This window comes from Actinomycetospora sp. CA-101289 (assembly GCF_050955895.1).
Taxonomy (GTDB): Bacteria; Actinomycetota; Actinomycetes; order Mycobacteriales; family Pseudonocardiaceae; genus Actinomycetospora.
This window is the reverse complement of the sequence record NZ_CP192093.1, coordinates 5,881,601-5,901,663: the sequence shown is the minus strand read 5'-3', so window position 1 is coordinate 5,901,663 and position 20,063 is coordinate 5,881,601. Positions and strand designations below refer to the sequence as shown.

16 protein-coding genes are annotated in these 20,063 nt (G+C 75.3%); 2 read left to right on the top strand and 14 right to left on the bottom strand.

Going from position 1 to position 20,063, the window contains the following annotated elements; genetic code table 11:
- Positions 1-2 precede the first annotated feature (2 nt).
- The 3 genes from ACQPX6_RS29350 to ACQPX6_RS29340 are packed head-to-tail and all read right to left on the bottom strand — an operon-like array spanning position 3 to position 3,580.
- A complete protein-coding gene (locus tag ACQPX6_RS29350; protein ID WP_433784317.1) occupies positions 3-350 on the bottom strand; it encodes a molybdopterin oxidoreductase in 348 nt (115 codons plus the stop codon).
- On the bottom strand, positions 347-2,464 hold the full coding sequence (locus ACQPX6_RS29345) for a molybdopterin oxidoreductase family protein (protein WP_433784316.1): 2,118 nt from the start codon (positions 2,462-2,464) through the stop codon (positions 347-349). Before ACQPX6_RS29345 ends, ACQPX6_RS29350 begins: the two co-directional genes overlap by 4 nt.
- A gap of 45 nt (positions 2,465-2,509) precedes the next feature.
- Positions 2,510-3,580 (bottom strand): LLM class flavin-dependent oxidoreductase, encoded by a 1,071-nt coding sequence (locus tag ACQPX6_RS29340; protein WP_433784315.1) that lies wholly within the window; start codon positions 3,578-3,580, stop codon positions 2,510-2,512.
- 161 nt (positions 3,581-3,741) lie between these two features.
- Between ACQPX6_RS29340 and ACQPX6_RS29335 the strand changes: the two genes are divergently transcribed.
- Complete coding sequence (locus ACQPX6_RS29335) at positions 3,742-5,277, top strand: Re/Si-specific NAD(P)(+) transhydrogenase subunit alpha (RefSeq protein ID WP_433784314.1); 1,536 nt, start codon at positions 3,742-3,744, stop codon at positions 5,275-5,277.
- Positions 5,274-6,683 (top strand): Re/Si-specific NAD(P)(+) transhydrogenase subunit beta, encoded by a 1,410-nt coding sequence (gene pntB, locus ACQPX6_RS29330; RefSeq protein WP_433784313.1) that lies wholly within the window; start codon positions 5,274-5,276, stop codon positions 6,681-6,683. Before ACQPX6_RS29335 ends, pntB begins: the two co-directional genes overlap by 4 nt.
- On the opposite strand, the gene ACQPX6_RS29325 is transcribed toward pntB, so the two are convergent.
- The 11 genes from ACQPX6_RS29325 to ACQPX6_RS29275 all read right to left on the bottom strand — a co-directional run bounded on the left by ACQPX6_RS29325 (position 6,670) and on the right by ACQPX6_RS29275 (position 19,988).
- Positions 6,670-7,017, bottom strand: coding sequence for an ankyrin repeat domain-containing protein (locus tag ACQPX6_RS29325; protein WP_433788399.1), 348 nt, complete (start codon positions 7,015-7,017; stop codon positions 6,670-6,672). The two genes, pntB and ACQPX6_RS29325, sit on opposite strands and share 14 nt — an antisense overlap.
- A 182-nt stretch (positions 7,018-7,199) precedes the next feature.
- Positions 7,200-8,372, bottom strand: a complete 1,173-nt coding sequence (locus tag ACQPX6_RS29320) for an alkaline phosphatase family protein (RefSeq protein ID WP_433784312.1) — start codon at positions 8,370-8,372, stop codon at positions 7,200-7,202.
- A 17-nt stretch (positions 8,373-8,389) separates the two neighbouring features.
- Entirely contained in the window at positions 8,390-10,051 is a 1,662-nt protein-coding gene (mctP, locus tag ACQPX6_RS29315; protein ID WP_433784311.1) for a monocarboxylate uptake permease MctP, read from the bottom strand.
- Complete coding sequence (locus tag ACQPX6_RS29310; protein WP_433784310.1) at positions 10,048-10,329, bottom strand: DUF3311 domain-containing protein; 282 nt, start codon at positions 10,327-10,329, stop codon at positions 10,048-10,050. The genes mctP and ACQPX6_RS29310 overlap by 4 nt, the downstream gene beginning before the upstream one ends.
- Positions 10,330-10,499: 170 nt before the next feature.
- Positions 10,500-12,326, bottom strand: coding sequence for a phosphoenolpyruvate carboxykinase (GTP) (locus tag ACQPX6_RS29305; RefSeq protein ID WP_433784309.1), 1,827 nt, complete (start codon positions 12,324-12,326; stop codon positions 10,500-10,502).
- Positions 12,327-12,531: 205 nt separating this feature from the next.
- On the bottom strand, positions 12,532-13,416 hold the full coding sequence (locus ACQPX6_RS29300; RefSeq protein ID WP_433788398.1) for an NAD-dependent protein deacetylase: 885 nt from the start codon (positions 13,414-13,416) through the stop codon (positions 12,532-12,534).
- 98 nt (positions 13,417-13,514) lie between these two features.
- The gene (locus ACQPX6_RS29295) at positions 13,515-14,933 is read right to left on the bottom strand and encodes a metallopeptidase TldD-related protein (RefSeq protein WP_433784307.1); all 1,419 of its coding nucleotides are present in this window, start codon (positions 14,931-14,933) and stop codon (positions 13,515-13,517) included.
- Positions 14,930-16,447: a TldD/PmbA family protein gene (locus ACQPX6_RS29290; RefSeq protein ID WP_433784306.1), complete on the bottom strand. Its 1,518-nt coding sequence runs from the start codon at positions 16,445-16,447 to the stop codon at positions 14,930-14,932. Before ACQPX6_RS29290 ends, ACQPX6_RS29295 begins: the two co-directional genes overlap by 4 nt.
- Before the next feature lie 11 nt (positions 16,448-16,458).
- Positions 16,459-16,824, bottom strand: coding sequence for a hypothetical protein (locus tag ACQPX6_RS29285; RefSeq protein ID WP_433784304.1), 366 nt, complete (start codon positions 16,822-16,824; stop codon positions 16,459-16,461).
- A 9-nt stretch (positions 16,825-16,833) separates the two neighbouring features.
- A complete protein-coding gene (locus ACQPX6_RS29280) occupies positions 16,834-18,555 on the bottom strand; it encodes a hypothetical protein (RefSeq protein ID WP_433784303.1) in 1,722 nt (573 codons plus the stop codon).
- Positions 18,552-19,988, bottom strand: coding sequence for a dynamin family protein (locus ACQPX6_RS29275; RefSeq protein WP_433784302.1), 1,437 nt, complete (start codon positions 19,986-19,988; stop codon positions 18,552-18,554). The genes ACQPX6_RS29280 and ACQPX6_RS29275 overlap by 4 nt, the downstream gene beginning before the upstream one ends.
- Positions 19,989-20,063 lie beyond the last annotated feature (75 nt).

The window sequence follows — 20,063 nt, the reverse complement described above, 5'->3', positions numbered from 1 at the left end:
CGTCAGACCTCCACCAGACCGCAGTCGACGACGAGCGTCCCGCGGCAGCCCTCCGGCGCCGCGGCGTGCAGCTCGACGGTGCTGCCCGAGAGCAGGTCCTCGATCACGCGGAGCGAGACGTGCATGTCGCCCTTCGCGCCGATCGGCAGCCACCGCGACGGCGCGCCGTCGATGACGAGCACCAGGGTCGCCAGCTCGTCGGTCGCGTTGCCGCCGCGGACGTAGAGCACCTGGCCGGTGACCCCCTCGGGCACCGTGTAGGTGAGCGTCGGGTGCAGCAGGGAGGGCTTGTCCAGGCCCTGCCCCTCGAGCTCGAACGCGCCCTGCAGGAACCGTGGTGTGGTCATCATGCGGCGGGGTCCTCCCGGGTGGTGGGGGCTGCTTCGAGGGCCACCGCGCAGACCTTGAACTCGGGCATGCGCGAGGCCGGGTCCAGCGCGGGGTTGGTCAGGTCGTTGATCGTCTGGTCGCCGCCCCAGTGGAAGGGCGCGAAGACGGTGTCGGGGCGGATCGTGCTGGTCAGCCGCGCGCGCATCCGGGCCTGGCCGCGTCGGGTGCGCAGCAGGAGGTCGCCGCCGTCGCTCACGCCGAGGCGCGCGGCGAGGTCGGGGTGGACCTCGAGGGCCGGCTCCGGCTCGGCGTCGACGAGCGCCTTCGTGCGCCGGGTCTGCGTCCCCGACTGGTAGTGCGCGCGGGTGCGGCCGGTGGTCAGGCGGTACGGGTACGCGGCGTCGGGCAGCTCGGCGGCGTCGCGGTGGTGCACGACGTGGAAGCGCGCGCGGCCGTCGGGGGTCGGGAAGCCGTCGCGGAAGAGCCGGGGCGTGCCCTCGTGGTCGGTGGACGGGCACGGCCAGAACACCCCGCCCTCGGCCTCGATCCGCTCCCAGGTGATGCCGGCGTAGTCGGCCGGACCACCCGCGCTGGCGCGGCGCAGCTCGTCGAAGACGGTGCGCGGGTCGGCGTCGAAGTGCTCGCCGCGCCCGAGGCGGGCGGCGAGGTCGGCCAGCACCGCGAGGTCGCTGCGGACGCCGTCGGGGGCATCGGTCGCGCGCCGGCGGCGCAGCACGCGGCCCTCGACGTTGGTCATCGTCCCGTCCTCCTCGGCCCACTGGGTGATGGGCAGGACGACGTCGGCGAGCTCGGCGGTCTCGGACAGGAAGACGTCGGAGACGACGAGGAGGTCCAGCGCGCGGAGCCGCTCGCGGACGTGGGCGGTGTTCGGCGCGGACACCGCGACGTTCGACGCCATCACCATCAGCGCGCGGACGCCGCCGTCGGTGCCGAGGCGGTCGAGCATCTCGTAGGCCGACACGCCGGGCTGCGGGAGCTCGTCGGGGTCGACGCCCCAGACGCCGGCGACGTGGGCGCGCGCCGCGGGGTCGGCGAGCATCCGGTAGCCGGGCAGCTGGTCGGCCTTCTGGCCGTGCTCGCGCCCGCCCTGCCCGTTGCCCTGGCCGGTCATCGTGGCCCAGCCCGAGAACGGGCGGCCCGGGAGACCGAGCGCGAGCGCCAGGTTGATCCACGCCAGCGCGGTGTCCGAGCCCTTCGCGTGCTGCTCGGCACCCCGCCCCGACAGGATCATCGTGGCCCGGGACGCGGCGAGCAGGCGCACCGCGCGCTCCATCACCGCCACCGGGACGCCCGTGATCCGCTCGACGCGGTCGGGCCAGTACTGGCGCACGGCGCGCCGGACCGCGGGCCAACCGGTGGTGCGCTCGGCGATGTAGGCGGCGTCGACGAGACGGTGCTTGACCGCGAGGTGCAGCAGGCCGTTGGCCAGCGCCAGGTCGCTGCCCGGGACCGGCTGGAGGTGCACGTCGGCGGCGGCCGCGGTGGCCGTGTAGCGGGGGTCGACGACGACGTGCTGCGCCCCGCGCTCGCGACCCGCAGCGAACCAGCGCATGGCCGGGGGCATGACGTCGGCGGGGTTGGAGCCCACGAGCAGCACCGTGTCGGCGCGGGCGATGTCGGCGAGCGGGAACGGCATGCCGCGGTCGACGCCGAAGGCGCGCAGCCCGGCGTTGGCCGCCGAGGACATGCAGAAGCGGCCGTTGTAGTCGATCGAGGCGCTGCGCAGCGCGACCCGGACGAACTTGCCGGCCTGGTAGGCCTTCTCGTTGGTGACGCCGCCGCCGCCGAACAGACCCGCGGCGTCGGGGCCATGGCGCTCCTGGGCGTCGCGCAGCCCGGCGGTCACGCGGTCGAGCGCCTCGTCCCAGGTCGCGGCGCGGAACGGCGCGTCGCGGCGGTCGCGCACCAGCGGGGTGGTCAGGCGGTCGGGGTGGGCCAGCAGCTCCGCGGACGACAGGCCCTTCTCGCAGAGCCCGCCGCGGTTGGTGGGGAAGTTCGCGCCGGCCACCTCGAGCACCGGCCCCGCGCCCTGCTCGCGCGGGGTCAGCGTCATCCCGCACTGCAGCGAGCAGTACGGGCAGTGCGTGGTGGTGGACGCCGCGCGATCGGGCATGCCCCCACGCTGCGGGCGTCCCGTTTCCCGCCGGTTACACGGGCGCTACGCCTGCGCGAGAGACGGTGCGGCGCTCGCCACGCCGGGGGAGACGCCGAAGGCCTCGGCCACGAGCTCGTAGGAGCGCCGGCGCTCGGCGGAGTCGTGGATCGGCGTCACGAGCATGATCTCGTCGGCGTCGGCCTCGCGGGCCCGGCGCTCGAGGTCGTCGCGCACCTGCTCGGGCGTGCCCGCGGTCATCTTCGGCGCCATGCCCTGCTCGACCTGGAGCTCGGCCGCGCTCCAGTCGTGCGCCGCCGCCTCCTCGGGGCTGGGCAGCGGGCCCGGGTTGCCGGTGCGCAGGCGGGCCATCGACAGGGCGTGCGCGCGGCCCATCGCGCGGGCGCGCTCGGGGTCCTCGCTGCACATCACCGCGGCGGCCAGGACGACGTGCGGCCCCTGGGCCCCCGCGGCGTCGCTGGGCCGGAAACCCTGGCGGTAGATGCGCGTCGCCTCGCCGGGGTCGGCGCCGCCGAAGTGCCCGGCGTAGGCGAACCCGGTGCCGAAGGCGGCCGCGGCCTGCCCGCCGTAGTAGCTCGACGCGAGGATCCACACCGGCGGCAGCGGCACGTCGTCGGGCATCGCGACGATGCCGGCGAAGGGGTGGTCGGCGGGGAAGCCGTCGACGTAGCCGCGGAGCTCGGAGAACTGCTCGGGGAAGTCGTCGGCGGTGAGGGCCTCGTGGCTGCGCCGCAGGGCGATCGCGGTGCGCGGGTCGGTGCCAGGCGCGCGGCCGATCCCGAGGTCGATGCGTGTCCCAGATCCATCTTGGCTCGGGTACAGCCCCGCCAGCGCCCGGAACGTCTCGGCCACCTTCAGCGGCGAGTGGTTGGGCAGCATGATCCCGCCGGAGCCCAGCCGCAGCGTGCTCGTCGCCGCCGCAGCGGCACCGATGAGGATCTCGGGGCTGGAGCTGGCGACGCTCGGGATGCCGTGGTGCTCGGCCAGCCACATGCGCCGGTAGCCGGCGCGCTCGACGGTGCGGGCCAGCTCGACGGTCTCATGCAGAGCCTTCGAGGTGCGGGTACCGGAGGGCACCGGCGAGAGGTCGAGGACCGAGAGCACGGGATCACGCATGTCCGGTGCAACGCCGCGGCGGCGGGCGCGGATTCCGCCCCTGGTCAGCGCGTCGCCCCTGCGTGGTGATCGTCTCGATGTGAGACGCACCCTCCACCCGGCTGCTCCACGGGCGTGAGATTAGGGTCACGAACGACAGGTGAGAGCAGAGGAGCGCGACGGTGCGCATCGGCGTGCCCCGGGAGACCGGGGAGCACGAGACCCGCGTGGCGGCGACGCCGGCGACGGTCGTGGGTCTGACCGACCTGGGGGCGACGGTCGTCGTCGAGGCCGGCGCGGGGGAGCGGGCGAGTTTCACCGACGCCGCGTACGCCGCGGCCGGGGCGGAGGTCGGCGACCCGTGGTCCGCCGACGTCGTGCTGGCGCTGCGCCCGCCCGACGCCGAGCACCTCGACCGGATGGCGCCGGGCACGACGCTGGTCGCGATGGTCGGCCCGGCGCGCCACCCCGAGCTGCTCGCCGACCTGGCCCGCCGCGGGATCACCGTGCTGGCCACCGACGCCGTCCCGCGCATCTCGCGGGCCCAGTCGCTCGACGTGCTCAGCTCGATGGCCAACATCGCGGGCTACCGCGCGGTGGTCGAGGCCGCGCACCGCTTCGGGCGCTTCTTCACCGGCCAGGTCACGGCGGCGGGCAAGGTGCCGCCGGCCAAGGTGCTGGTCGCCGGGGCGGGCGTCGCCGGGCTCGCCGCGATCGGGGCCGCGTCCAGCCTCGGCGCCGTGGTGCGCGCGACCGACCCGCGGCCCGAGGTCGCCGAGCAGGTCCGCTCCCTGGGCGGGGAGTTCCTCGCTGTCGAGGTCGAGCAGGAGGCGAGCACCGACGGCTACGCCCGCGCCACCTCCGAGGCCTACGACGCCCGCGCCGCCGAGATCTACAGCGAGCAGGCCGCGGACGTCGACGTCGTCATCACCACCGCGCTCATCCCGGGCCGCACGGCGCCGCGGCTGCTGACCGCCGCCGACGTCGCGGCGATGAAGCCGGGCAGCGTCGTGGTCGACATGGCCGCCGGGTCGGGCGGCAACGTCGAGGGCTCGGTGGCCGGCGAGGTCGTCGTCACCGACAACGGCGTGACGATCGTCGGCGACACCGACCTCGCCGCGCGCCTGCCCACCCAGGCCTCGCAGCTCTACGGCACCAACCTCGTCAACCTGCTCAAGCTGCTGGTGCCGGAGAAGGACGGCCGGCTGGTGCTCGACCTCGACGACGTCGTGATCCGGGCGGTCACGGTCACCCACCACGGCGAGGTGCTCTGGCCGCCGCCCCCGATCGCGGTGTCGGCGGCCCCGAGCGCGCCCGCCGAGCCCGCGGCGGCGACGCCGGTGGCGGAGCCCGCGAAGCCGGTCTCGCCGGCCCGGCGCTACACGGCCATCGCCGTGGCGTTCGCGGCCCTGTTCGCCGCCACCGCGTTCGCCCCGCCGGCCCTGGCCACCAACCTCACGGTGTTCGTGCTGGCCGTGGTGATCGGCTACTACGTCATCGGCAAGGTCCACCACGCCCTGCACACGCCGCTCATGTCGGTGACCAACGCGATCTCCGGCGTCGTGGTGGTCGGGGCGCTGCTGCAGTTCGGGCAGCACGGCACCGTCGTCTCGGTGCTCGCGTTCGTCGCGATCCTGCTGGCCAGCATCAACATCGTGGGGGGCTTCGCGGTGACCCGCCGGATGCTCGCCATGTTCACGAAGGGACCGGCACGGTGAGCCCGGAGACCGCGGCCACCGCCGCCTACATCGTCGCGGCCCTGCTCACGGTGATGAGCCTCGCCGGCCTGTCGAAGCACGAGACCGCGCGCGCCGGCGTCGCCTATGGCATCGCCGGCATGGCCGTCGCCCTCGTGGCCACGGTCGCACTGGCCGCCGGCTCGCTCACCGCCGGCGGGATCGCGCTGCTCGCCGCGGCGATGGTGGTCGGCGGCGTCGTCGGGCTCTGGCGCGCGCGGGTCGTCGAGATGACCGGCATGCCCGAGCTCATCGCGCTGCTGCACAGCTTCGTCGGCCTCGCCGCCGTGCTCGTGGGGTGGAACGGCTACCTCGAGGTCGAGGCTGTCGGCGTTGCGCAAACCACGGTGCCGCCCGAGCTGCTCGGCATCCACTCCGTCGAGGTCGGCGTCGGGGTGTTCATCGGCGCCGTGACGTTCACCGGCTCGATCGTCGCCTACGGCAAGCTCTCCGGGCGCATGAAGTCGCGCCCGCTGACGCTGCCGGGCAAGAACGCCCTCAACCTCGCCGCGCTCGTCGCCTTCGTCGCCCTCACCGCCGCCTTCACGATCACGCCCTCGCTCGGGCTGATGATCGGGATCACCGCGGTGGCGCTGGCGCTCGGCTGGCACCTCGTCGCCTCGATCGGCGGCGGCGACATGCCCGTCGTCGTGTCGATGCTCAACAGCTACTCGGGCTGGGCCGCGGCCGCGTCGGGCTTCCTGCTCGACAACACCCTGCTCATCGTCACCGGCGCGCTCGTCGGGTCGTCCGGTGCCTACCTGTCCTACGTCATGTGCCAGGCGATGAACCGCTCGTTCCTCTCGGTCATCGCGGGTGGGTTCGGCGTCGAGTCGGGCACCTCGGCGTCGGGCACGGAGGACGGCGAGCACCGGGAGGTGAACGCCGACGAGGTGGCCGAGATGCTCACCGAGGCGTCGTCCGTGGTGATTGTCCCGGGCTACGGCATGGCGGTCGCGCAGGCGCAGTACCCGGTGGCCGACCTGACGCGGCGGCTCGCCGACCGCGGCATCGAGGTCCGGTTCGGCATCCACCCGGTGGCCGGGCGCCTGCCCGGGCACATGAACGTGCTGCTCGCCGAGGCCAAGGTGCCCTACGACGTCGTCCTGGAGATGGACGAGATCAACGACGACCTCGCCGCCACGTCGGTCGTGCTCGTCATCGGGGCCAACGACACCGTCAACCCGGCCGCGATGGACGACCCGGGCAGCCCCATCGCCGGCATGCCGGTGCTCCGGGTGTGGGAGGCCAAGAACGTCGTGGTGTTCAAGCGCTCGATGGCCGTGGGCTACGCGGGTGTGCAGAACCCGCTGTTCTTCAAGGAGAACACCTCGATGATCTTCGGCGACGCGAAGGCCCGCGTGGAAGACATCCTCAAGGCGCTGTAGGGGGCTCGAGCAGGGCCAGCAGGTCGGGGCGCTCGAACATCACCGCGGCGTCGACGGCGGTGGGGTGCCCGGCGCGGGGGTCGGCGCCGGACTCGACCAGCGCGCGGACCACGGCCTCCTCGCCCTTGAACACCGCGCCGGCGATCGGCGACTGGCCCCGGTCGTTGAGGCGGTCCACGTCGGCGCCGCGCTCGAGCAGCACGCGCACCGCGTCGGCGTGCCCGTGGTACGCGGCGAGCATGACGAGCGTGTCGCCCTTCTCGTTGGTGAGGTCCACCGGCACGCCGGCGTCGACGTAGGACGCCAGCGACGCCGCGTCGCCCTCGCGGGCCATCCCGAACACGCGCGTGGCCAGCTCGCGGACGCCCTCCTCCACCGGCTCCTGACCGGGGGCGGCGGCACCGGGCACGGGGGCGGACGGGTCGGTCGGCACCCGGCCGATCGTAGGTGCCTCCGGCACGTGAGCACCTCTCGGTGCCGGAGCATCGAGAAGTGCTCACGTGCGCGGAGCGCACCTCACCCGCGCGCCAGGAGCAGCGGGACGAGCTGCTCGGCGTCGGTGAGCGAGCCGTGGTGGCCCACGAGCGCGGTCTCCATCGGCTCGATCCGCGAGCGCACCATCGTCCAGTGGCCCTGCGCCGCGGCGACGAGGTCGCCGATGCGCCCGCGCGCCGCGTCGGTGACCTCGGCGCCGAACCAGCCCTCGGCGATCGCCTCGTCGCGGGTGCGCACCCACGCCGCGTCGCCGAGCTCGGCGCGCCAGGCCGCGGCGACGTCGTCGAGCGCGCCGTCGGCGACGAAGACGTGGCGCACCCGCGCCTCGCCGGCCAGGCGGCGCACCCCGGCCAGCAGGGCGGGAGTCGTGTCGAGGTCGACCCGCCAGCCCGCGTCCGTGCCGACCATCCCGTGGTCGGCGACGACGGCGAGCACCGTGTCGGCGGGCAGGTCCCCGGCGAGGGCCGCGACCAGCCGGTCGACGATCTCGAGCTGCAGCAGCCAGGGGCGGCTGCCCGGCCCGTGCGCGTGGCCGAGCATGTCGAGGTCGCCGTGGTAGGCGTAGCAGAACGCGCGCTCGGCCGCGGGGCCCGCGCCCAGCGCGTCGAGCACGGCGGCGGCGAGGTCGCCCAGGGCGGTGACGCCGTGGAAGCGCCCGCCGCGCAGGGCGGCGCGGGTCAACCCCGAGCGGCGCTGGATCTCCGGGGCGATCGTCGTCACCGCGACCCCCGCGCGCGCCGCCCGCTCCAGCACGGTCGGCGCGGGCTGCACCCGCTCGGGCGGCAGCTCGCGGCGCAGGTCGACCGGGTCGGTGGCGCCGTGCGCGCACCAGCGCAGCGTGTTGAGCACCGTGTCCGCCGGCGCGCCCGGGTCGTCGAGCGGCGGCACGCCCATGCTGTAGCCGACGATGCCGTGCTCGCCCGAGGCCAGCCCGGTGCCCAGGCTCGTGACGCTGACCGCCGTCGTCGCCGGGAAGCCCGCGCGCAGCGTGCTGCCCCGGGCGGCGAGCTCGGCGAGGGCGGGCGCGCGGTCGGCGTGCTCGGCCAGCAGCTCCGCGCCCAGCCCGTCGATGAGCAGCAGCGCGACGCCGCGGGCCTCGCCGATCCCGAGGTCGACGCCGTCGGCGAAGCCCTCCACCCCGATCGCGGCGGCGAGGGCGGGCGAGACGTCGGCCAGCGTCCCGGCGGGAGTCATGCGCCGGAGTATGGGGCTCAGACGCTTGCGACCTGGTCCGGCGCGGTGGACTCGGGGACCCGTGTCGCGTGGTAGTCGGACACGTCGGTGTGGTCGCGGCCCTCGGGCGTGCCGATCGCCCGCAGCACCAGCGTCCCCAGCACGGCGACGACGATGTTGAGGATCAGCGCCACGAACCCGACGTAGATCTGCACCCGCGAGCCGTCCCAGGGCGCCCAGCCGAAGAACGACAGCTTGTCCAGGGCCAGCGCCGAGCCGCCGAAGTGCTGCTTGCCGTTGCTCGGGTTGGGGATTTGGTAGAGCAGGTACATCCCCCACGCCATCCCCGCGGCCCAGCCGGCGACCAGCGCCCAGCGGTGGAACCAGCGGGTGTAGAGCGCGATCGCCACCGCGGGCAGCGTCATCAGGATGATCACGCCGCCGATGAGCTGCAGGTCGACGGAGAACTGCGGGTCGACGGCGACGATGAACAGCACCGCACCGACCTTGACCACCAGCGACGCGAACTTGGCCTGACGGGCCTCCTGGCGCGGGGTCGCGTCGCGGCGGAGGTACTCCTTGTAGACGTTGCGGGTCCACAGGTTCGCCGCGGCGATCGACATGATCGCGGCGGGCACGAGCGCACCGATGCCGATCGCGGCGAAGGCGATGCCCGCGAACCACGACGGGAACTGCCCGGCGAACAGCACCGGGACGATCGTGTTCGAGTCCGGGCGCCCGGTGGAGCCGTTGACGATCGGCTTGCTGCCCGCGGCGATCGCGACGTAGCCCAGCAGCGCCAGCAGCGCGAGCAGGAACGAGTACGCCGGCAGCGCCGCCATGTTGCGCCGGATGGTGCCGCGGCTCTGGCTGGAGAGCACACCGGTGATCGAGTGCGGGTAGAGGAACAGCGCCAGCGCCGAGCCCAGGGCCAGCGTCGCGTACTGCAGCTGGTTGTTGGCCGTCAGCAGCGTCGAGCCCATCGGCTGGCCCGTGGACGGCGAGGTCTGGGCGAGCTTGGCCGCGCCGGCGTCGACGATCGTGCCCCAGCCGCCGAGCTTGAGCGGCAGGTAGATGATCGCCACGAGGATGACCAGGTAGATCAGCAGGTCCTTGACCACCGCGATCAGCGCCGGCGCGCGCAGGCCCGACTGGTAGGTGTATGCGGCGAGCACCACGAACGCGACGAACAGCGGGGCGTGGCCCCAGAAGCCCGAGCCGTTGAGGCCCATCGTGCGCAGCACGGCCTCGAGGCCGGCGAGCTGCAGGGCGATGTAGGGCATCGTCGCGACGATCCCCGTGATCGCGACGAGCAGCGCCAGCAGCGGGGAGTCGTAGCGCCCGCGCACGAAGTCGGCCGGCGTGACGTAGCCGTGCACCCGCGAGACCGACCACAGGCGCAGCAGCGGCAGCATGACCAGCGGGAACGCGATGATCGTGTAGGGGACGGCGTAGAAGCCGAGCGCACCCGACGAGAACAGCAGCGCCGGGATCGCGACGAACGTGTAGGCGGTGTAGAGGTCGCCGCCGAGCAGGAACCACGTCACCCACGAGCCGAACTTCCGCCCGCCGAGGCCCCACTCGTCGAGGTGCTCGATGTCGGTGGCGCGCCGCCAGCGGCTGGCCAGGAAGCCCATGACCGCCACGGCGAGGAACAGCACCGTGAAGACGACGAGCTGGATGATCTGCGCGCCGGTCACTGCTCACCCTCCTCGTCGACGTGACGGGTCAGCCGGTGGACCGCGACCGTGCACGCGATGCCGATCGGGATGACCGCGATCTGGAACCAGTAGAAGAACGGCAGGCCGATCAGCGTCGGGTCCTCCTGGTTGAACAGGAAGGGCAGGATCGAGATCAGCGGGACGAGCAGCAGCAGGTTGACCGCGCGGAACCGCACGTCCGTCCAGCCCCGGGGCGGCGGGGTGTCCTCGCTCGGGGGGCTCGCGGCCTCCCCGGGCGGCGGGGCGGACGTCGTCATCTCGGGACCTCCTCGTCGGTGCTGCTCACCCAGAGCCGAGCGATGGTAAGCCCGGTGTGACGCCTCGGTGAAGCGCCTGCGGCGACCATCTCGTGCTCCGCACACACGAACGGCGCCCCCGCTGCACCGGTAGCAGCGAGAGCGCCGTTCGTTCGTTCAGCGGCGGGCCGTCAGCCCTCGCCGAGGCGCTGCTTCAGGGCCTCGAGCTCGTCGCGCATCGACGTCGGCAGGGCGTCGCCGATCTTGTCGAACCACTCCTCGATGAGCGGCAGCTCCTCGCGCCACTCGTCGCGGTCGAACCGCAGCGAGGCCTCGATGTCCTCCAGCGGCTCGCTGAGCCCCTCGAGGTCGATCTGGTCGGCGTTCGGGATGTGGCCGATGGGCGTCTCGGTCGCGGCGGCCGTGCCCTCGAGCCGCTGGATGACCCACTTGAGGACGCGGCTGTTCTCGCCGAACCCGGGCCACAGGAAACGGTTGTCCTCGCCGCGGCGGAACCAGTTGACGTAGAAGATCCGCGGCAGCTTGGTGGCGTCGGCGCTCTTGCCCACGTCCACCCAGTGCTGGAAGTAGTCGCCGACGTTGTAGCCGAGGAACGGCAGCATCGCCATCGGGTCGCGGCGGACCTGGCCCTTGCCGCCCTTGGCCGCGGCCGTCATCTCGCTCGACATGGTGGCGCCCATGAACGTGCCGTGCTGCCAGTCGAACGACTCGGTGACCAGCGGGATCGTCGTCTTGCGACGCCCGCCGAAGAGGATCGCCGAGATCGGGACGCCCTGCGGGTCCTCCCACTCGGGGGCGACGACGGGGCACTGCGAGATCGGCGTCGTGTAGCGCGAGTTCGGGTGCGCGGCCGGCTTGGCCGACCCGGGGGTCCAGTCGGCGCCGGTCCAGGAGGTGACGTGCTGGGGGTCGCCCTCCAGGCCCTCCCACCAGACGTCGCCGTCGTCGGTCAGCGCGACGTTGGTGAACAGGGAGTTGCCCTGCTCGATGGTGCGCATCGCGTTCGGGTTCGTGTTCCAGTTGGTGCCCGGCGCCACGCCGAAGAAGCCGTACTCGGGGTTCACCGCGTAGAGCCGGCCGTCGGGGCCGAACCGCATCCAGGCGATGTCGTCGCCGACCGTCTCGGCGCGCCAGCCGGGGATCGTGGGCTGGAGCATCGCGAGGTTGGTCTTGCCGCAGGCCGACGGGAACGCCGCCGCGACGTAGTACGCCTTGTCCTCGGGGCTGATCAGCTTGAGGATCAGCATGTGCTCGGCGAGCCAGCCCTCGTCGTGCGCCATCGCCGAGGCGATGCGCAGCGAGTAGCACTTCTTGCCCAGCAGGGCGTTGCCGCCGTACCCGGAGCCGAAGCTCCAGATGGTGCGCTCCTCGGGGAAGTGCGAGATGTACTTCGTGGTGTTGCAGGGCCAGGGGACGTCCTCCTGGCCGGGATCGAGCGGCGCGCCCACCGAGTGCAGCGCGGGCACCCAGTCGGTGTCGCCGTCGAGCAGCTCGATCACCTTCGCGCCCATGCGCGTCATGATGTGCATCGAGGTGACCACGTAGGCCGAGTCGCTGATCTCGACGCCGAGCATCGGGCGCTCGGCGTTCGTCGGGCCCATGCAGAACGGGATGACGAACATCGTCCGACCGCGCATGCACCCGCGGTACAGCTCGGTCATCGTGGCCTTCATCTCGGCCGGGTCCATCCAGTTGTTCGTGACCCCGGCGCCGCTCGGGTCGGCCGAACAGATGAAGGTGCTCTCCTCGACGCGCGCGACGTCCTCGGGGTCCGACGCGGCGTAGAACGAGTTCGGCTTCTTGGCCGGGTCGAGCCGGACGTACGTGCCGGCGTCCACGAGCTCCTGCGTGAGCCGGTCCCACTCGTCCTGGGACCCGTCGCACCACACCACCTGGTCGGGGGTGGTGAGCTCGGCGACCTCCGCCACCCAGTCGAGCACCTCGCGGCGCTGGATCGGCGGGTTCTCGAGTCCCTGGATGGTCGGAACGGCAGTCATGCGTCTCCTCGCTCGGTCGCTCGCTCACTCGGCCGGTGCCGCGACCGCGAAGCGGCCCCGGTCGCCTCGGGTACAGACGGTCCACGGCGGCACTGCGACGTGCCGCGGACTCGTCCGTCGGGGTGTACGACGTTAACGAGAGTTCCTCGGGAGGACACCGCCGATGGCTGTCGGGGGCCTCACTTCCACGATCAAGCTGAACGATTCAGGCGCGATCGGGCAGGCCGAGCGTGTGCAGCACGGCGGGCAGGACCTCGCCGAGCCGGCCCGTCAGCCGGACCTCCGCCGCGGCGTCCGCGCGGCTCGGACCTGCTGTGACGACCGCGACGGGCAGGCCGCGCCGGGTCGCCGCGTGGACGAACCGCAGGCCCGACATGACCGTCAGCGACGACCCCAGCACGATCAGGGAGCGCGCGCCGTCGACCAGATCGAAGCAGTGCTCGACGCGGGGCCGGGGGACCGACTCGCCGAAGAAGACGACGTCGGGCTTGAGCGGGCCGGCGTCGCAGGACGGGCAGTCGGCCATGGTGAAGCGGTCGAGCTCGGACTCGCCCAGCTCGGCGTCGCCGTCGGGGTTGATCGCCGCGGCACGGGCGTCGAGGCCGGGGTTGAGCGCGGTCAGGCGGTCCTGGACGCCCGCGCGCCCGTGCACCTGGCGGCAGCCCAGGCAGACCACGCGGTCCAGGGCGCCGTGCAGCTCGACGACGTCGCGCGCGCCCGCGGCCTGGTGCAGCCCGTCGACGTTCTGGGTGATCACGCCACGCAGCAGGCCCGCGCGCTGCAGGGACGCGACGGCGCGGTGCGCGGCGTTCGGGCGGGCGCCGGCGATCTGGGGCCAGCCGACGTGGCTGCGGGCCCAGTAGCGGTGCCGGGCGACGGGGTCGCCGACGAAGGCCTCGTAGGTCATCGGGGCGTGGCGGCGGGCGGCGCTGGAGGGTCCGCGGTAGTCGGGGATGCCCGAGTCGGTGGACATGCCGGCGCCGGTGAGCACCAGCGCCCCGCCCTCGGCGATCAGCGTCGCGAGCGCGGCGACATCCCCGCGGACCGGAACGTCGGCCTCCCACGCCTCCTGCGGCGCGGTGTAGCGCATGACCGAGCGGACCACGCCCTCCAGTGTGCGCCTGCGGCGCACGTGAGCACTTCTCGGTGCCGGAGCACCAAGAAGTGCTCACGAGCGCGAAGCGCACATCACCGGCCGGGGGACACCGAGGTCATGGGGAAGTCGGGGACGCGCAGCGGGGGCATGGCGGCGCGGGTGAACCAGTCCTTCCACTCGCGCGGGAGCGTGCGCTCGGTGGCGCCGGCCTCCGTGACGCGGCGCAGGAGGTCCAGAGGCGACTCGTTGAAGCGGAAGTTGTTGACCTCGCCGACGATCTCGCCGCCCTCGACGAGGTAGACGCCGTCGCGGGTCAGGCCCGTGAGCAGCAGGGTCGTCGGGTCGACCTCGCGGATGTACCAGAGGCAGGTCAGCAGCAGGCCGCGCTCGGTGCCGGCGACGAGGTCGGCCGTGGACGCCGTGGAGCCGCCGGTGAGCACGAGGTTGTCGGTGGGCGCGGCGAAGGGCGCCCCGTACTCCGTGGCCGCCGCCCGCGGGTAGGCGAGCGTGGCGACGGTGCCGTCGCGCACCCACTCCACGCGCCCGGTGGCGGCGCCGTTGTCGAACACCGAGACCTCGTCGCCGGAGTACGTCGTCGCGAGCACCGGGGTGTAGGCGAGGTCGGGGAAGCCGGGCGCGGCGGGGTCGCCGGCGAGGGTCAGCGGCAGCGCGCCGAGCTTCTCGCCGACCCGGGTGCCGCCGGCGCGCGAGAACGCCGAGCGGCCCTCCTGCGCCGGGCGCCCGCCCATCGACCACGCGAGGTAGATCATCAGGTCGGACACCGCGGACGGCGGCAGGAGCGTCTCGTAGCGCCCCGCCGGCAGGTCGATGCGCCGCCGGCCCCACGGGAGCCGGCCGCGCAGACCCTCGACCAGCGCGGTGACGTCGATGCTGCGCAGGTCGGGGGCGCCCTCGCCCGCCCACACCGAGCTGCCCGTCTCCGGGTCCTTGAGGTTGAGCTCCACCGACCCGGCGGGCTCCACCCAGCGGCGCCGCACACCGGCGGTCGTGCCGAGCCAGGACGTCGCGACGCGGTGCTCGCCGAAGCCGTACGACGCCTCGTCGGGGCGGAACGACGCGCCGAGCTCCTCGGCGAGGCGGGCGAAGGCGGCCATCGAGGTCTCGCCGGCGCCCTCGTCCCACGCCGGGTCGTCCCCGCCCTCGGGGCCGGGCAGCGGGGCGGCGTCGCGGGCGGGTCCGCCGCGCTGCGCCGCCTGCACCGCGCCGGCGACGGCGTCGCGCAGGACGGCGTCGCCCTCGGGGCCCGCGGCGAGCGAGGTCGGCGCGGGCACCGTGGCCACGCCCGCGCCGGTGCCGCCGTCCAGGGGCACGAGCACGATCACCGACAGCCGCCGCTCCACGGTGTGCCCATTGGTGGTCAGCGTCGAGTTGGCCCAGCGCACCACGGCCTCGGACACCTCGCGGACCAGCGCGACCGCCCCCGCACCGGGCGCCGCCTCGGCGGCGACGGCCAGGGCCCGCTCGACCAGCGCCGATCCCGAGGCGCTCACGACCCGCTCCCCGTGTTGAGGACCGTGATGCCGCGCAGCAGCGCCGACGGGCAGCCGTGGCTGACCGGGGCGACCTGGCCGGGCTGGGCCTTGCCGCAGTTGAACGCCCCGCCCAGGCGCCACGTCGAGCGCCCGCCCACGGCCTCGAGCGAGCCCCAGAAGTCGGTGGTCGTGGCCTGGTAGGCCACGTCGCGGACCTGCCCGACCAGCTTGCCGTCGCGGATCCGGTGGAACCGCTGCCCGGTGAACTGGAAGTTGTAGCGCTGCATGTCGATCGACCACGACCGGTCGCCCACGATGTAGAGCCCGTCGTCCACGCCGTCGATGAGCGCCGCGGTGGACCGGTCGGTGTCGGGGTCGGCGCGCAACGACACGTTGGCCATGCGCTGCAGCGGGACGTGCGCGGCGGAGTCGGCGTAGGCGCAGCCGTTCGACCGGTCGAGCCCCAGGCGCGGCGCGAAGGAGCGGTCGACCTGGTAGCCGGCGAGCACGCCGTCGCGGATGAGGTCGAACTGCTGGCCGGCGACGCCGTCGTCGTCGTAGCCGACGCTGGCCAGGCCGTGCGGGACCGTCCGGTCGCCGGTGACCGACAGGACGTCGCTGCCGTAGCGCAGGGTGCCGAGCTTGTCCGGGGTGGCGAAGCTCGTGCCGGCGTAGGCGGCCTCGTAGCCGATGGCCCGGTCGTATTCGGTGGCGTGCCCGATCGACTCGTGGATCACCAGCCACAGGTTGGTGGGGTCGATGACGAGGTCGGTCGGACCCGGCTCGACGCCCGGCGCGCGCACCTTCTCGGCGAGCAGCTCGGGCAGCTCGGCGAGCTCGGTGTCCCAGTCCCAGCCGGTGCCCGTGAGGTACTCCCACCCGCGCCCCGTCGGCGGCGCCAGGGCCCGCAGCGTCTCGAAGCCGCCGGCGGCGCGGTCGACGGTGGTGATCGTGACGTCGGGGTCGACGCGGACCCGCTGCTGGGTGGTCGAGGTGCCGGCGGTGTCGGCGTAGAACACCTGCTCCTTGACCTGCACACAGCCCGCGGCGACGTGGTCGACGCCCGGCGCGGCGAGCAGCGCGGTGGACCGCGCGGTGAGCAGGCCGATCTTGTCGGCGACGTCCACCGCCCAGGGGTCGACGTCGTACGGCGAGACCCACACCGCGTCGGCGTGCACCGGCTCGTCGGCGAGCGTGACCCGCTCGGTGGCCAGCGAGGTCAGGGTGGCGGCGACGTCGAGGGCCCGGCGGGCCGTCGCGGCCGCGGTCTCCGGGGTGAGGTCGACGTGGGCGGCGAAGCCCCACACGCCGTCGCGCAGCACCCGCACCGCGAGCCCGGCGGTGTCCTGGTCGGCGGCCACGACCACCCGGCCGTCGCGCAGCTCGAGGTGCTGGGTGCGCACGCGGTGCACGCGCAGGTCGGCGTGCTCGGCGCCGCCACGGCGGGCGGCGTCGAGGGCGGCGTCGGCGAGGGCCGCGCGGGGCAGCGCGAGGAAGTCCTGGTCGACCGCGTGCGCCCCGGGACTCCCCACGGGCGGCGAACCTACCCGCCCGCGCCGTCCCGGACCCACCGTCCGCTGGCCGGGTCGATGGTCGGTGGCGGCGGGACCGGGCCCTCGTCCCACGGGGCGGCGGCGGCCTCGCCCAGGTCGTCCAGCAGCTCGGTGGTCGCCGTGCCGTCGGCGTGCACGCGGGTGAGGACGTCGATGCGGGCGTCGCCGTCGAGGTCGGTGGCGAGCGTCAGCGCTCCGGGATCCCCGGGCTCGCTCACCACCGCGGTGTCGGGCCGGCCGTCGGCGTCGCTGTCGACGGTGGCGGGCCCGAACGATTGCGCGGCCTCGGGCGGGCCCACGAGGAGGTCGGGCTCGGGCACGCCGGGATCGATGTGCACGTCGGGCAGCTCCACCATGGCGCGAGGCTAGGTCGCGGCCGCGGGCCGTGGGTGCGGTTCGGCGACATCCACGGGCACGTCGACGCGGTCCCGCAGCGCGGCGAGGTGGCGCAGCAGGGCCTCCGCGCGGTCGCGGCCCTCGGCCGCCTCGGCGGCGGTGCGCGCGGCCGCCCGGTCGGCCTCGGCGCGGTCGGCGCCGGCGTGGCGCACGGCCCGGTCGGCGGCGGCCACCGCGTCTTCGAGCTCGCGGGCGCGGTCCTCCAGCGCGGCGTCCAGGGCGAGGGTGACCTCGCGCTCGGTGGTGATGAGGGCGTCGGCGAGCACCCGGTCGAGGTCGCCGCGCACCTCGGCGAGGGCCTCGGTGGTCCACTGCCGCAGGTGCGCCCGGTCCGCGGCCAGGCGCCGGGCCCGCGCCACCCAGCCCGCCGCGCCGAGGCCCAGGCCGACCGACACGGGCACCAGCGCGACGCCCAGCGCCGCCGGCGCGAGCGGCACCGCGAGCAGCGGCAGCAGCGCCAGGCGCGAGAGCCCGAGCCCGCCCGACGCCCCCGCGACGACGAGCAGCCGGTCCTCGGCCGGCCGGGCCCGCGGCGGCGGCACGAGGCCGGGGTCGGCGACCTCGGCCACCCGCAGCGCCGGCAGCTCGTCGGCGGGCACGAGGTCGGCGAGCGTTGCGGCGACCAGGCTGCGCAGCCGGGCCCCGAGCCCCTCGACCACCGCGGCGGCGAGCGTCTCGACCTCGCCGGCCAGCTCGCGCGGCACGGCGGCGAGGCCCGCGCGGTCGGCGGCGTCGATGCGGGCGCGGGTGCTCGCAGCGAGGGCCCGCACCCGGGCGGCGAGGTCGTCGGCGGCCGCCACCCGTGCGCCGGCGAGGTCGGCGCGCCAGCGGGTGTGGTGGTCGCGGCGCAGGGCAGCCCGGGCGGCGAGAAGCTCGTCGCGGCGGCGCGCGAGATCGCCGGTGCCGTCGCGCGGGCTGCGCAGCGCGGTGCGGGTGGCCGCGGCCCGGGTCGCGACGCCGTCGAGCCCGGCCGCGAGCAGCCGCAGCGCGTTGGCCTCGGCGAGCATGCGCCGTCGGCGCGCGACCAGCCGGTGCAGCTCGCGCTGCAGGGCCGCGATCCCCGAGCGGCGCCGCAGCGCCTCGGCGGCGGCCGGGGAGGTGGCGGACCCCGCCCGCCCCGCGAGCGCCGCGGCGACCGGGAACCACGGCGCGCCCGCGAGGCGCGGCACGTGCTCGGCGACCAGCGCCCGATCCGCCTCGAGCACCGTGCGCCAGCCGCGGTGGGCGTCGGTGCGGGTGAGGGCGAAGACGACGGTGTCGACCCGTCCGGCGGCGCGGGCCAGCGCGTCGAGCTCCTCGGCGCCGACCGGGGCGGCGGCGTCGGCGAGCACGAGCGCGGCCGTGGCCCCGTCCACCGGCCAGGCGCCCGGGTCGGCGGCGCGCCCGGGCGCGAGGAGGTCGAGCTCCTCGAGCAGCGGCACCGGCAGCGCCAGGCGGCCCGGCGCCGCGGCCGCCTCGCCGTGGGTGGCCCGCAGCGCCCCGTCCGCGGCCCGCTCGGGGACGGCGGCGAGCCCCAGCAGGGCGGCCAGCAGCTCGCCGCGACCCCGGCCCGGCGCGCCGACGAGCACCACGGTCGGGCGCGCGGGCGGCGGCGGCGCGGCGGACCGGGCGGCGGCGTCGGGGTCGAGGCGGGCGAGCAGCGCGGCCAGCGCCTCCCGGGTCTGCGCGACCTGCGCGGGCAGATCGCTCACGTCGTCAGCTCCCGCCAGAGCCCCGCGTAGGTGCGGTGCACGACGTGGGCGAGGTCGGCGATGCGGCGCGGCGAGCCCCACGACCCGTAGGCGCGCCACCAGGCGGCGCGGCGCGCGGCGTGCCCGGCGAGCTCGACCGCGCTCGCGCCCGCCCGGCCGATGCGGACGTCGGGCGGGGCGGGGGCGGCGAGCCGGTCGACCTCGTCGAGCAGCTCGGCGGGCAGGCCCAGCGAACCGGCCCAGAGCCGGGCGCGGGCGGCGAGCAGGGCGCGCTCGGTGAACGCGTCCCGGCGCGCCAGCACGGCGGCCGCGTCGGCGACCCGCACGCCCTCGCCCCGGGTGGCCGCGTCCGGGCCCTCCTGCGCCTCGGCGCGCACCAGCGACTCGCCCAGCGCGACGAGCTCGCGCACCCCGGCGGCCGCCGCGTGCAGGTCGGTGCGCGCGCGGACCTCGTCGCGCAGCCGGCCGACCAGCGTCGCCAGGCCCGACGCGGCGAGCAGCACCTCGCAGAGCTCCCCGACCCCGGCGGCCGCGTCGGCGCGCAGGAGCGCGAGCCCGAGCGCCAGGCCCCGCAGGTCGAGCAGCTCGAGCAGCCGGACGCGCGCCTCGACGGGCAGCGGCAGCTCGGCGGTGGTGAACAGCTCGGCGTCGAGCAGGGCGACCTCGAGCACCGCGGGGTCGGCGCCCGCGAGCACCCGCAGCGCGCCCACGTCCTCGGCCCGCAGCGCCCCGGTCACCGCGGTCTCGGCGAGCAGCCCGATCACCGGGGTCACCGGCCCGACGCGGTCGCCCAGGCGCCGCCCGAGCTCCACGGCCAGCTCACGCCCGTCGTCGTCGGACACCGTGTCGGCGCGGCCCAGCACGGCGACGACGCCCGCCGGGCCGTGCGCCGCGGGGCCGGGCAGGACGTCGAGGTCGCCCGCGTGCGCCGTGGCCGGCAGCACCACGAGCGCCGCGTCGGCCCGGGCGCCGCCGGCCGTGCCGTCCGGGCGCCGGGCCGAGCCGGTGCCCGGGGTGTCGACGACGGTGAGGCCGTCCAGCGCCGCGCTGGTGAGCGTGACCACGAGGTGGTCGACGTCCTCGACCCGCACGCCCAGCCGGTCGCCCACCGCCGCCGGCACCCGCCCGCCCGCGGCCAGCGGCAGCGGGCGGCGGGTGCCGTCGACGAGCACGACGTCGAGGCGGTCGGCCGGTCCGCGCACGTAGTGGGCGGTCAGGCCGGTGCACTCGCCCGCACCCGTCGGGGCCACCCGCCGCCCGACCAGCGCGTTGACCAGCGTCGACTTGCCCGAGGAGACCGGCCCGGCCACCACGAGCGACGGCGTCGCGAGCATCCGGGCGGCCACCGCCTCCACCGCGTCGGCCGTGGGCAGCGACACGCGGGGCGCCAGCGCGCGGCAGGTCGCGACGACGGCGCTGCGCAGGGGGCCCACAGCGTCCGCAGCGTAGGCGGCGGACCGTGGCGGTGAGGGCGGTTCCGCAGGTCGTGAGGGTTTCGCGTGATCGCA

Excerpts from the sequence above, each read along its gene's own strand:
- ACQPX6_RS29305 (WP_433784309.1), bottom strand. The coding sequence starts at position 12,326 with ATGACTGCCGTTCCGACCATCCAGGGACTCGAGAACCCGCCGATCCAG.
- ACQPX6_RS29310 (WP_433784310.1), bottom strand. The coding sequence starts at position 10,329 with ATGACGACGTCCGCCCCGCCGCCCGGGGAGGCCGCGAGCCCCCCGAGC.
- ACQPX6_RS29345 (WP_433784316.1), bottom strand. The coding sequence starts at position 2,464 with ATGCCCGATCGCGCGGCGTCCACCACCACGCACTGCCCGTACTGCTCG.
- ACQPX6_RS29350 (WP_433784317.1), bottom strand. The coding sequence starts at position 350 with ATGATGACCACACCACGGTTCCTGCAGGGCGCGTTCGAGCTCGAGGGG.
- ACQPX6_RS29285 (WP_433784304.1), bottom strand. The coding sequence starts at position 16,824 with ATGGTGGAGCTGCCCGACGTGCACATCGATCCCGGCGTGCCCGAGCCC.
- ACQPX6_RS29320 (WP_433784312.1), bottom strand. The coding sequence starts at position 8,372 with ATGACTCCCGCCGGGACGCTGGCCGACGTCTCGCCCGCCCTCGCCGCC.
- ACQPX6_RS29340 (WP_433784315.1), bottom strand. The coding sequence starts at position 3,580 with ATGCGTGATCCCGTGCTCTCGGTCCTCGACCTCTCGCCGGTGCCCTCC.
- ACQPX6_RS29325 (WP_433788399.1), bottom strand. The coding sequence starts at position 7,017 with ATGGCCCGCGAGGGCGACGCGGCGTCGCTGGCGTCCTACGTCGACGCC.
- ACQPX6_RS29300 (WP_433788398.1), bottom strand. The coding sequence starts at position 13,416 with ATGCGCTACACCGCGCCGCAGGAGGCGTGGGAGGCCGACGTTCCGGTC.